The organism is Pseudomonas rhodesiae, assembly GCF_013285305.1.
GTDB lineage: Bacteria > Pseudomonadota > Gammaproteobacteria > Pseudomonadales > Pseudomonadaceae > Aquipseudomonas > Aquipseudomonas rhodesiae.
Genome location: NZ_CP054205.1, coordinates 2,167,588 through 2,178,969 on the forward strand (window position 1 = coordinate 2,167,588; position 11,382 = coordinate 2,178,969).

Here is an 11,382-nt window from a genome sequence, read left to right on the forward strand (position 1 = left end):
CAAAGGCCACCTTCGGGTGGCCTTTGTGCTTCTTGGATGTCTTCGATCAATGTGGGAGGGGGCTTGCCCCCGATGGCAGTGGTTCAGCCACGCAATGATTGGCTGACACACCGGCATCGGGGGCAAGCCCCCTCCCACCTGTGTTCGTATTGCCAAGTTAAGTACGAAAACGCGACATCAAACTGTCGCTTATCGGACAGTACGCCCCGCAACAGTGCGTTTGTCGCCCTAATTCTGTACTCTGGCCGCCTCTTTATGCGCCCGCATCCCAAAAGGACGCTTCGCGCTGGAACGGTCGGTCCCCAAAAGGGCCGCCGGTATTTCCCTCATCCACAGGGAATCCCTCTCTAAATTCCGATTCAGCAGTGTGGTATTTCCTTAAATGAAAGTGTTGAAAGGCCAGGATATCCTGGCGTTGGGCTTTATGACCTTTGCCCTGTTCGTGGGCGCCGGCAACATCATCTTCCCGCCGATCGTTGGCTTGCAGTCCGGACCTAACGTCTGGATGGCGGCACTGGGTTTTCTGATCACTGCGGTCGGCCTGCCGGTGGTCACTGTAATCGCGCTGGCCAAAGTCGGTGGCGGCATGGACGCGTTGAGCAGCCCAATCGGCAAAATCGCCGGTGGCCTGCTGGCGGCAGCGGCGTATCTGGCGGTAGGCCCGCTGTTCGCCACGCCGCGTACGGCGACCGTGTCCTTTGAAGTGGGCCTTGCGCCCTTGACTGGCGAAAGCCCTCTGGCGCTGTTTCTCTACAGCTCCGTGTACTTTCTGGTGGTGTTCTTTGTGTCCCTGTACCCAGGGCGCCTGCTGGATACGGTGGGGCGTTTCCTCGCGCCGCTGAAGATCATAGCGCTGGCCGTGCTGGGGATCGCCGCATTTGCGCTGCCGGCCGGTGAGGTCGGTGTCGCCACCCCGGAATATGTCGCTGCGCCGTTTTCCCAGGGTTTTATCAATGGTTACCTGACCATGGATACCCTGGGAGCGCTGGTGTTCGGCATCGTCATCGTCAATGCGATTCGCTCCCGTGGTGTTGAATCGCCGAAGCTGATCACCCGTTACGCCATCATTGCCGGCCTGATCGCGGGTGTGGGCTTGGCGCTGGTGTATGTGAGCCTGTTCCGCCTCGGTTCGGGCAGCCATGCGGTAGCCGCTGGGGCCAGCAACGGCGCTGCGGTACTGCATGCTTACGTGCAGCATACCTTCGGCTCTTTGGGCAGCGGTTTCCTGGCCGTGCTGATCTCCCTGGCGTGCCTGGTGACGGCGGTGGGCCTGACCTGCGCCTGCGCCGAGTACTTCAGCCGCATCCTGCCGCTGTCCTACAAGACTCTGGTGGTGATCCTGGCGCTGTTCTCCTTGTTTGTGTCGAACCTGGGCCTGACCAAGCTGATCGCTTTCTCGATCCCGGTACTCACCGCGATCTATCCGCCCTGCATCGTGTTGGTGGCCCTGAGCTTCTGCAAAGGCTTCTGGCAGGAGCAAGGACGTATCGTTGGGCCGGTGATGCTGGTGTCGTTTATCTTCGGCTGCATCGATGCCCTCAAGGGCGCGGGCTTGGCGGATTGGCTGCCGGCGCAGTTGGCTAACCTGCCGCTGAGCGAGCAGGGCCTGGCCTGGTTGGTGCCGTCGGTGATGATCCTGGTCGTGGCGGTGGTGATTGACCGTCTGCTCGGCAAGCGCAGCGAAGCCATCGCATAAAGCGCCCGCTTCGAGGATTATTGAAATGCCCCGTATCAATCGATACGGGGCATTTTTTATGCTTTATGAGAGTGCAGCTTCTAAAGTTGCAACTGGATCAATGTGGGAGGGGCCGGCTCCCTCCCAACGTTGGAGCGCATCGCGCCACCATTCACCTTCTAACAGGACCCTCATGTCATTCGTCGAAGCCAATCAGATCCACTTGCTTGCCGCCCTGTGGTTCGTGCTGTGTTGGGGCGGCTATACCCGTTATGCCACTTGGAAGGCGCGAGACACCGCGTGCCTGGCCAGTGTGTTGCACTTGTATCGCGAAGACTGGATGCGGCGCATGCTGCTGCGGGACAACCGTATCGCCGACGCCAGCGTGATCGGCAATCTGGAGCGCAATGCTTCCTTCTTCGCCTCCAGCACCTTGATCATCCTCGCCGGTATTCTCACGGTGCTCGGCGCCTCCGAACGCGCCGTGTCGTTGCTGGCGGATATCCCCTGGGTACAACAGGCGTCCCAGGGCATGTCGGAAATCAAATTGCTGTGCCTGGCGCTGGTGTTTGTCTACGCGTTTTTCACGTTTAGTTGGTGCATGCGCCAATACAATTTTGCGGCGGTGCTGGTGGGGTCGGCGCCGATGATCGGCGAGCGACATGTGTCCGAACAGGAGCGTAAGGCCTTCGCACTGAGGGCGGCGCGGGTGATCTCCATGGCGGCCAACCAGTTCAACTTCGGCCTGCGTTCTTATTACTTCGGCATGACCATGCTGGCGTGGTTTGTCAGCCCATGGTTGTTCATGTTGATGAGCGCCGGCGTAGTGTTCGTGCTGTATCGCCGAGAGTTTCATTCCGACGTATTGGAAGTGATGGTGTATACGCCAACCGACACGCCATTGCCGGAGCCGGCGAAGGAAGCGGTGTCTTAGCCATCTAGTTAAATGCCGGACAAAGTAAAGCCCGCTATATAAGCGGGCTTTCTTTTTGCAGCACTGCTAATTCAAGCCGGGTCTCAAGAACCGGTGGCAGGTGCTGCTTCTTTCGCGGCGGCTTCGTTGGATTCAGCCTGAGCTTTGGCAGCATCGGCGTTTTCTTTCGCAGCGTCGTTCACTTTATCCTGAGCCTTCGCCATATCTTTCTGAGCTTGCTCAGAATGTGCAGCGGCGTCTTGGGCTTTGTCTTCGGATTTCTTGTCGCAGGCAGCCAGACCGAGGGCAGCGGCCAGCATCATGGAAATAGCTAAAGTCTTGCGCATGGGGTGTTTCTCCTTATTGAAGATATCTACTGGCCTTTCGAGCCTGAGGGTTCAGCATTAGTTCCTTTAATTACGCAGATATATAAACCGCACCCTGCAAGGAACTTTGGCCCGCACCACATACTCCGCGGATTAACACGAATAAGAGTCTAGACCGAATGACCGAAAACCCACTATTAGAACGTGCCCGGCGCTTCGTTTCGGCATTGCGCCATTGCCACGTGCTGGGCATTACCGTGCATGAGGCTAATCGGGACGGCATGACCCTCGTCTTGCCTTACAGCCCGGCGATTGTTGGTGACCCCCAGTCCGGCGTGATCCACGGCGGCGCGCTGACCTCCTTGATGGACACGGCCTGCGGCATGGCGACTCTATGTGCGCTGGAGGAATTCGAGGTGTGCCCGACCCTCGATCTACGCATCGATTACATGCATCCGGCCGCACCTCACAAGCCGGTGTATGGCTTCGCCCAGTGCTATCGAGTCACGACCGACGTGATCTTCACCCGTGGCTTCGCCTATCAGGATGACCCGCAGCAGCCCATCGCCCATGTGGTGGGCACGTTTATGCGCATGGGCAAGCGTCTCAAGGGCACGCAGGGGCTGGGCGATACGATCAAGGGAGCGCAGGCATGACCCATCGATTCAAAACACGCCTCGAACAAGCCCATGCCCGCGGTGACTATACGGCGCTGCTGGATGGGATTCCGTATGCCCAATTGATCGGCATTGAATGCACGCGGTTGGGCGATGAATTGCTGTTTCGCCTGCCGGCCAACAAAGACAACATTGGTAACCCCATTTTGCCGGCCTTGCACGGCGGTGTGATCGCCGGGTTCATGGAGTTGGCGGCAGCGTTGCACTTGCTGGTGTTTACCGGTGCGCCAGGGCTGCCGAAAATCATCGACTTTTCCCTGGATTACCTGCGTGCCGGTCAGTTCCGCGACACCTACGCCACCTGTCAGGTGTGGCGCCAGGGGCGGCGTGTGGCGAATGTGGCGATCACCGCGTGGCAAAGCACGGCGGCAGAGCCGATTGCCACGGCCCGTGCGCATTTCAAGATTGAGGAGGCGAGTCGCCCTTGAAATCCTGGTCTTAGCCCCCAACTTTGATGACAACCCGCCGCCGACCCTAAAGGTCGGGGCCACTGCCATCCAATTGGAGTTTGATGACCATGAGTGTGGAAACTCAAAAGGAAACCCTGGGCTTCCAGACCGAGGTGAAGCAACTGCTGCACCTCATGATCCATTCGCTGTATTCCAACAAGGAAATCTTCCTTCGCGAATTGATCTCGAACGCCTCTGACGCTGTCGACAAATTACGTTTCGAAGCCCTGTCCAAGCCCGAGTTGCTGGAAGGTGGCGCCGAACTGAAAATCCGCGTGAGCTTCGACAAGGACGCCAAAACCGTCACCCTCGAAGACAATGGTATCGGCATGAGCCGTGACGATGCGGTCACCCACCTGGGGACCATCGCCAAATCCGGCACTGCCGATTTTATGAAGAACCTGTCGGGCGACCAAAAGAAGGATTCGCATCTGATCGGCCAGTTCGGCGTGGGCTTCTACTCGGCCTTTATTGTCGCCGATAAGGTTGAAGTGTTTAGCCGTCGCGCCGGCCTCGACGCCAGCGAAGGCGTGCACTGGGCGTCGAAAGGCGAGGGCGAATTTGAAATCGCCACCATCGATAAGCCAGACCGCGGTACTCGCATCGTGTTGCACCTCAAGTCCGGTGAAGAAGAATTCGCCGACGGCTGGCGCCTGCGCAATATCATCAAAAAGTACTCCGACCACATCGCACTGCCGATCGAGCTGCCTAAAGAACAGGCTGCCGCCGAAGGCGAAGAAGCCCCGGCCCAGGAATGGGAAGTGGTCAACCGCGCCAGCGCCCTGTGGACCCGTCCTCGCACCGAGATCAAGGACGAGGAGTACCAAGAGTTCTACAAGCACATCGCTCACGATTACGAAAACCCGCTGAGCTGGAGCCACAACAAGGTTGAAGGCAAGCTGGAATACAGCTCGCTGCTCTACGTACCGGCCCGCGCGCCGTTTGACCTGTACCAGCGTGAAGCGCCGAAAGGCCTGAAACTCTACGTGCAGCGCGTATTCGTGATGGATCAGGCGGAATCCTTCCTGCCGTTGTACCTGCGCTTTATCAAAGGCGTGGTCGACTCCAACGACTTGTCGCTGAACGTGTCGCGGGAAATCCTGCAGAAAGATCCGATCATCGACTCCATGAAGTCGGCGCTGACCAAGCGCGTACTCGACATGCTGGAAAAACTGGCGAAGAACGAGCCTGAGCAATACAAAGGCTTCTGGAAAAACTTCGGCCAGGTCATGAAAGAAGGCCCGGCGGAAGATTTTGCCAACAAGGAAAAAATCGCTGGCCTGCTGCGTTTCGCTTCGACTCAGGGCGAAGACGGCGAGCAAGTGGTGTCCCTGGCCGAGTACCTGGCACGCGCCAAGGAAGGTCAGGACAAGATCTATTACCTGACCGGCGAAACCTACGCTCAGGTCAAAAACAGCCCGCACCTGGAAGTCTTCCGTAAAAAAGGCATCGAAGTGCTGCTGCTGACCGATCGTATCGACGAGTGGCTGATGAGCTACCTCAGCGAGTTCGACGGTAAGTCGTTCGTCGACGTGGCCCGTGGCGACCTGGACCTGGGTAACCTGGATTCGGAAGAGGACAAAAAAGCCGCTGAAGAAGTGGCCAAGTCCAAAGAAGGCCTGGTTGAACGCATCAAGACCGCCCTGGGCGAAGCTGTCAGCGAAGTACGGGTTTCCCACCGTCTGACCGATTCCCCGGCGATCCTGGCCATCGGCGAGCAGGACCTGGGCATGCAAATGCGTCAGATCCTTGAGGCGAGCGGGCAGAAAGTGCCGGACTCCAAGCCGATCTTCGAATTCAACCCTGCGCATCCGTTGATCGAGAAGCTCGACGGCGAGCAGAACGAAGAGCGTTTTGGCGACCTGTCGCACATCCTGTTCGACCAGGCAGCCCTGGCCGCCGGCGACAGCTTGAAAGACCCGGCCGCCTATGTGCGCCGACTGAACAAGCTGTTGGTTGAACTGTCGGTTTAACAACGTTGTAGGAAAAACCCGCTTCGGCGGGTTTTTTCGTTCCAGTGCACCTTAATCGGAGTCAATGATGAGCCAAGTCACCGTGCGTTCCGTGGTCTATCAGATCGATGGCCAGCCGTATGAAAGCCGCCTGGCGTTCGACGCCAGCCAAAAAGGCCCGCTGCCGGGTCTGTTGATGGCGCCCAACTGGATGGGCGTCAGTGCCGGCGCCGAAGAAATTGCCAAGGCCGTTGCCGGCAAGGGCTATGTGGTGCTGATCGCCGACCTGTATGGGCAAACCGTGCGCCCGTCCAATGCCGATGAGGCCGGTGCGGCGATGATGCCGTTGAAGAATGATCGCCCGTTGCTCAACAAGCGCATGCAGGCTGCTCTCGACCAACTGCAGGCCCAGACCGAGGCGGCAGTGGATACCTCCCAGCTCGCTTCGTTCGGCTTCTGTTTCGGCGGTTGCTGCACCCTTGAGCTGGCCCGTACCGGCGCGCCGTTGAAGGCTGCGGTATCGTTCCACGGCACCCTCGACACACCGAACCCGGCGGATGCCAAGAACATCCAAGGTTCAGTCCTGGTGCTGCATGGCGCCTCGGACCCCTTGGTGCCCAAGGAGCAGTTGCCGGCGTTCGAGGATGAAATGAACGCCGCCGGTGTGGATTGGCAGTTGCTCAGCTATGGCGGTGCGGTGCATTCCTTTACCGACCCGCACGCCAATGTGCCGGGCAAGATGATGTACGACGCGAGAACTGCCGCGCGGGCCTTCCAGTCGATGCATAATTTGCTGGATGAGGTGTTCAAAGGCTGAGTTTTCAGCGCCTGTACCGGCGTTATCGGGGGCAAGCCCCCTCCCACACATGATTGGATTCATATCGTCAAAATGTGGGAGGGGGGTTGCCCTCGATGGCTATCTCCCAGGCAACTCAATCCTTTCCGATTCCCCCGGAACCGTTGGCCAATCCCCAGCCGCCCAACGCTGCCTGGCCTGCTCGATCACCGCAGGATCACTCGCGACAAAATTCCAATTGATCCGCCTCGGTCCATCCAGCGGTGCTCCGCCCAACACCACCAGATGACAGTCGGATTCGGCAAACAACGTCATCGTCTCTCCCTTCGGCAATACCACTAGGCTATGCACCTGCAACGGTTCGCCGTCGAGCTGCGCGTCACCTGCCAGCATATACACGGCGCGTTCCTCATACTCATCGGGGATCAGCAGCGTGGTGGCCGTTTGCATGTGCACATCGGCATACAACGTGGGCGACAGTACGGGCACCGGTGACTTAAGGCAGAAGCCAGTGCCGGCAATCAAGCGGATCTGCACGCCCAGTGCGTCGCTGACTGGCAAACTCGCTGCCGGGTGATGGCTGTAATGGCCTGGCCCGGTTTCGTGGTCCCTGGGGGACGCCAGCCACACTTGCAGGCCATGCAGCGCAAAACCGCTGGCCTTGAGCGCCTCGGGTGTGCGCTCGACGTGGGCAATTGCGCTGCCGGCGGTCATCCAACTGACATCGCCCGGCTGCACCACTTGATCGGAGCCCAGGCTGTCTTTGTGCTGCAATTCGCCCTCGAACAGGTAGGTAAGGGTCGAAAGCCCGATGTGCGGATGCTGGCGGATATCCATGCCGGTGCCGGGGGTATAGCGGGTCGGCAGCATATGATCGAAGAAGACGAATGGCCCGACGCTTCGGCAGTCTCGCGACGGTAGCGGGCGCAGAATCGGCTGGCCCTCGACATCTTCCTGGCGCGGGCGAATCACGGTGAGGGTGGTCATGGTGCATCCCTGTCTGAGCGGGTTGGAATGCGCTGAGCATAACCCGCTCGACAGGAGCTTGCCGCTATTGGCTGAAGGCGCCTTCGGAGAGGGTGGTCTCGATGTTGATGTCGGCGGTGGTCATCAGTTTGTGGACCGGGCAGCGATCGGCCACGTGGTGCAGCTCATCACGCTGAGCATCGCTGAGCACGCCCTTGAGGGTCAGCTTGACGTTGAGCGCGTAGCGGCCTTTTTGCTCTTGGGCGGCGTCGTGGGTCACTTCAACGGTGACACCGGTCAGCGGAATATCCTTTTTTTGCGCGTAGAGCCTGACCGTCAAGGCCTTGCACGAGGCCAGCGCGGCGTCGAAGTAATCGTGGGGGGAGGGCGCAGAGTCGTCGCCACCCAGGTCTTTGGGAAGGTCGGTAAACAGCTCGTGGTGATTGATATTGACGCTGTGGCGATAGTTTTCGGTGTTCAGCGTGTTGACGATAACAGACATGGCAAACCTCACAGGGATGGCAGGATGAAGGTCATGCAGTTATAGAGCATGCTGGCACTTAGGTGTTCCTGCTTTTTTTGGGATGAACCCGCCAAGGGAGGGCAGGGTCTACCTGTATCCCACGCCTATCGAGAGCTTACCGTGCCCTGGACCCGCTTGAGTCTTGCCCTGTTGGTCGCCTGCAGCAGCACCGCCTTGGAGGCGCGCGACTATGCCTACAGCGATGCGCACCTGCATTACGTGGATTTCTTTCAAGAAAGCGCGGGCATGGACAAACTGCTCAAGGCCATGACGGAAAATCGCATCGAGCATGTAATGATTTCTGGCATACCTGTGGCCAAGAAATGGCATGAAGACGAACCCAAGCGCCCACGCTACTACGCTGGCGATGATGCTGATGCCTACTGGTACAGCGCCACCGATGTGATCGTGGCGGCCGCGGTGAACAAGCTGACCCCGGCCCAGCGCCGGCACTTTCACCCGTTTCTGTCTGGCTTCAACCCCAATGACAAAAACTCCGACGCGCATATCCAGCGCATGCTCGACCTCAATCCGGGGCTGTGGCAGGGCATCGGCGAGGTGTTCACCCGTCACGATGATCTGACGGCCCTGACGTCCGGCGACACCCCGCGCGCGAACAACGAGGCCATGACCCGCATTTATCACCTGGCCGCCGAAAACGACCTGCCGGTGATGCTGCATTCCAACATCACCTCCAAGCGCGAGCGCAACCCGCTGTACCTGGCCGAAGTGGAAGAACCGCTGCGCAACCACCCGCACACCCGGTTTATCTGGGCGCATGCCGGTACCAGCAAAGAGATTCACCGGCATCAGGTGCAGATGGACTTTCTATTGCCCACCTTGAGCCGTTTGCTGGAGTCGTACCCCAACCTGTATGTGGATTTGTCCTGGAGCATGCTCACGCCTTATCTGCTGGACGAGGCGGGCAAACCACGGCCTGAGTGGGTGGCCCTGGTGGAGCGCTTCCCGGAGCGCTTTATGCTGGGCTCTGACGTCGTCGGACGCTTCAACAAGCTGGGTAAGGAAATGCACCGCTTCGATCCCTTTCTTGACGCGCTGCCTGAAGCGGTGGCCCGTAAAGTGGCGCGCGATAACTTCCTGGCCGTGCTGCCTAAGAGCCATCAAGATGACGGTGCTCCTTGAGCCCGTACCTGCACCAGGATTTTCCGTAGCCCATAAAAAAGCCCCGAACCAGTCGGGGCTTTTTTATGGGAACAACCTACAGGGCTTACTTGCCCTGCCAGCGCTTCAGCACCAGGGTGGCGTTGGTGCCACCGAAGCCGAAGCTGTTGCTCATCACGGTGTCGATCTTGGCGTTCTCGACAGTCTTGGTCAGGATCGGCATATCGGCGACGACCGGGTCGATCTCTTCGATGTTGGCCGAGCCGGCCATGAAGTTGCCTTCCATCATCAGCAGGCAGTAGATCGCCTCGTGAACGCCAGCGGCGCCCAGGGAGTGACCGGATAGGCTCTTGGTGGAGCTGATTTTCGGAGCCTTGTCGCCGAATACCGCACGCACGCCTTCCATTTCCTTGGCATCGCCGACCGGGGTCGAAGTGCCGTGGGTGTTCAGGTAGTCGATAGGGGTATCCACGGTGGACATGGCCATCTGCATGCAGCGGATGGCGCCTTCGCCGCTTGGCGCAACCATGTCGTAGCCGTCGGAAGTGGCGCCGTAGCCGACGATTTCCGCGTAGATCTTGGCGCCACGGGCCAGAGCGTGTTCCAGCTCCTCGACCACCACCATGCCGCCACCGCCGGCGATGACGAAACCGTCACGCTTGGCGTCGTAGGCACGGGAGGCTTTTTCCGGGGTTTCGTTGTACTGGGTGGACAGCGCGCCCATGGCGTCGAACAGGAACGACTGGCTCCAATGTTCTTCTTCACCGCCGCCGGCGAAAACGATGTCCTGCTTGCCCAGTTGGATCTGCTCGACCGCGGTACCGATGCAGTGAGCACTGGTGGCGCAGGCGGAGGAGATCGAGTAGTTCACGCCCTTGATCTGGAACGGCGTGGCCAGGCAGGCCGAAACGGTGCTGCCCATGGTGCGGGTGACACGGTACGGGCCGACGCGCTTGACGCCTTTTTCGCGCAGGATATCCAGCGCTTCCATCTGGTTCAGGGTGGATGCACCGCCCGAGCCGGCGATCAGGCCGGTGCGCACGTTCGAAACCTGGTCGTCGCTCAGGCCGGAGTCGGCGATGGCGTCTTTCATGGCCAGGTAGGCGTAGGCGGCGGCGTGGCCGACGAAGCGGTAGATCTTGCGATCGATCAGTTCTTCGAGGGGTAGGTCGATGGAGCCGGAAACCTGGCTACGCAGACCCATTTCGGCATATTCCGGGTTGAAGCGGATGCCAGGGCGACTTGCACGCAGGTTAGCGGTGACGGTCTCTTTGTCATTGCCCAGGCAAGAAACGATGCCCAGACCAGTGATAACGACGCGGCGCATGCGGATAACCCTTAAAAGTTGTCAGTGGAAGTGAATACGCCGACCCGAAGGCCTTCGGCAGTATAGATCTCGCGACCGTCGACGCTCACCGAACCATCGGCGATGGCCAGGTTCAGCTTGCCCTTGAGGACGCGCTTGATTTGAATGTTATAGGTGACTTTCTTGGCGGTCGGCAGGACCTGGCCGAAGAACTTCACTTCGCCCGAACCCAGGGCGCGGCCGCGGCCCGGCAGGCCTTGCCAGCCGAGGAAGAAACCGACTAACTGCCACATGGCGTCAAGGCCCAGGCAGCCCGGCATGACAGGGTCGCCTTCGAAATGGCACGCGAAGAACCACAGGTCAGGGGTGATATCCAGCTCGGCGACCAATTCACCTTTGCCGTACTTGCCACCCTCTTCGCTGATATGGGTGATGCGATCCACCATCAGCATGTTAGGGGCGGGCAGTTGCGCGTTACCTGGGCCGAACAGCTCACCGCGACTGCAGCGCAGCAGGTCTTCCCGGGTAAAGGCGTTTTGTTTGGTCATGCGAGCTCCTCAATAATCCCATGCGGCAGGGTAGGGCAAATCTTCCCGAACCGACTGAAGCGTTCATGCCTCAGACCGGCAGCCTACACATAGACTATTGCGTTGTAGTGAAAGTCACAGCGTCAAGGT

The 11,382-nt window shown here is 59.3% G+C and carries 12 protein-coding genes; 7 read left to right on the forward strand and 5 right to left on the reverse strand.

Translation table 11 applies throughout. The features are described 5' to 3' along the window. Nucleotides 1-382 precede the first annotated feature (382 nt). Nucleotides 383-1,696 (forward strand): branched-chain amino acid transport system II carrier protein, encoded by a 1,314-nt coding sequence (gene brnQ, locus HRH33_RS09905; RefSeq protein WP_094066220.1) that lies wholly within the window; start codon nucleotides 383-385, stop codon nucleotides 1,694-1,696. 172 nt (nucleotides 1,697-1,868) lie between these two features. After that, entirely contained in the window at nucleotides 1,869-2,609 is a 741-nt protein-coding gene (locus HRH33_RS09910; RefSeq protein ID WP_034137565.1) for a DUF599 domain-containing protein, read from the forward strand. Nucleotides 2,610-2,692: 83 nt separating this feature from the next. Here HRH33_RS09910 and HRH33_RS09915 read toward each other — a convergent pair whose 3' ends face one another. Beyond that, nucleotides 2,693-2,935, reverse strand: a complete 243-nt coding sequence (locus HRH33_RS09915) for a hypothetical protein (protein WP_017477534.1) — start codon at nucleotides 2,933-2,935, stop codon at nucleotides 2,693-2,695. A gap of 158 nt (nucleotides 2,936-3,093) precedes the next feature. On the opposite strand from HRH33_RS09915, the gene HRH33_RS09920 reads away from it, so the two are divergent. The 4 genes from HRH33_RS09920 to HRH33_RS09935 all read left to right on the forward strand — a co-directional run bounded on the left by HRH33_RS09920 (nucleotide 3,094) and on the right by HRH33_RS09935 (nucleotide 6,809). Beyond that, a complete protein-coding gene (locus tag HRH33_RS09920) occupies nucleotides 3,094-3,570 on the forward strand; it encodes a PaaI family thioesterase (RefSeq protein ID WP_034137566.1) in 477 nt (158 codons plus the stop codon). Beyond that, nucleotides 3,567-4,019, forward strand: coding sequence for a PaaI family thioesterase (locus HRH33_RS09925; RefSeq protein ID WP_034137567.1), 453 nt, complete (start codon nucleotides 3,567-3,569; stop codon nucleotides 4,017-4,019). Before HRH33_RS09920 ends, HRH33_RS09925 begins: the two co-directional genes overlap by 4 nt. 89 nt (nucleotides 4,020-4,108) lie before the next feature. Then, on the forward strand, nucleotides 4,109-6,013 hold the full coding sequence (gene htpG / locus HRH33_RS09930) for a molecular chaperone HtpG (RefSeq protein ID WP_034096793.1): 1,905 nt from the start codon (nucleotides 4,109-4,111) through the stop codon (nucleotides 6,011-6,013). Nucleotides 6,014-6,080: 67 nt separating this feature from the next. Next, nucleotides 6,081-6,809, forward strand: a complete 729-nt coding sequence (locus tag HRH33_RS09935; RefSeq protein ID WP_094066223.1) for a dienelactone hydrolase family protein — start codon at nucleotides 6,081-6,083, stop codon at nucleotides 6,807-6,809. A 99-nt stretch (nucleotides 6,810-6,908) separates the two neighbouring features. On the opposite strand, the gene HRH33_RS09940 is transcribed toward HRH33_RS09935, so the two are convergent. Both HRH33_RS09940 and HRH33_RS09945 read right to left on the reverse strand, forming a co-directional pair. After that, nucleotides 6,909-7,775 carry a pirin family protein gene (locus tag HRH33_RS09940; RefSeq protein ID WP_167417567.1) on the reverse strand — a complete coding sequence of 289 codons (867 nt, stop codon included), beginning with the start codon at nucleotides 7,773-7,775 and terminating at the stop codon, nucleotides 6,909-6,911. A 64-nt stretch (nucleotides 7,776-7,839) separates the two neighbouring features. Further along, nucleotides 7,840-8,256 carry an OsmC family protein gene (locus HRH33_RS09945; protein ID WP_034096676.1) on the reverse strand — a complete coding sequence of 139 codons (417 nt, stop codon included), beginning with the start codon at nucleotides 8,254-8,256 and terminating at the stop codon, nucleotides 7,840-7,842. Nucleotides 8,257-8,397: 141 nt separating this feature from the next. On the opposite strand from HRH33_RS09945, the gene HRH33_RS09950 reads away from it, so the two are divergent. Then, nucleotides 8,398-9,420 (forward strand): amidohydrolase family protein, encoded by a 1,023-nt coding sequence (locus HRH33_RS09950; protein ID WP_040266353.1) that lies wholly within the window; start codon nucleotides 8,398-8,400, stop codon nucleotides 9,418-9,420. A gap of 85 nt (nucleotides 9,421-9,505) precedes the next feature. Here the strand turns inward: HRH33_RS09950 and fabB are convergent, their stop codons facing one another. Then, entirely contained in the window at nucleotides 9,506-10,726 is a 1,221-nt protein-coding gene (fabB, locus tag HRH33_RS09955; RefSeq protein ID WP_034096678.1) for a beta-ketoacyl-ACP synthase I, read from the reverse strand. An 11-nt stretch (nucleotides 10,727-10,737) separates the two neighbouring features. Beyond that, entirely contained in the window at nucleotides 10,738-11,253 is a 516-nt protein-coding gene (gene fabA / locus HRH33_RS09960; RefSeq protein ID WP_010211704.1) for a 3-hydroxyacyl-[acyl-carrier-protein] dehydratase FabA, read from the reverse strand. Nucleotides 11,254-11,382: the final 129 nt, after the last annotated feature.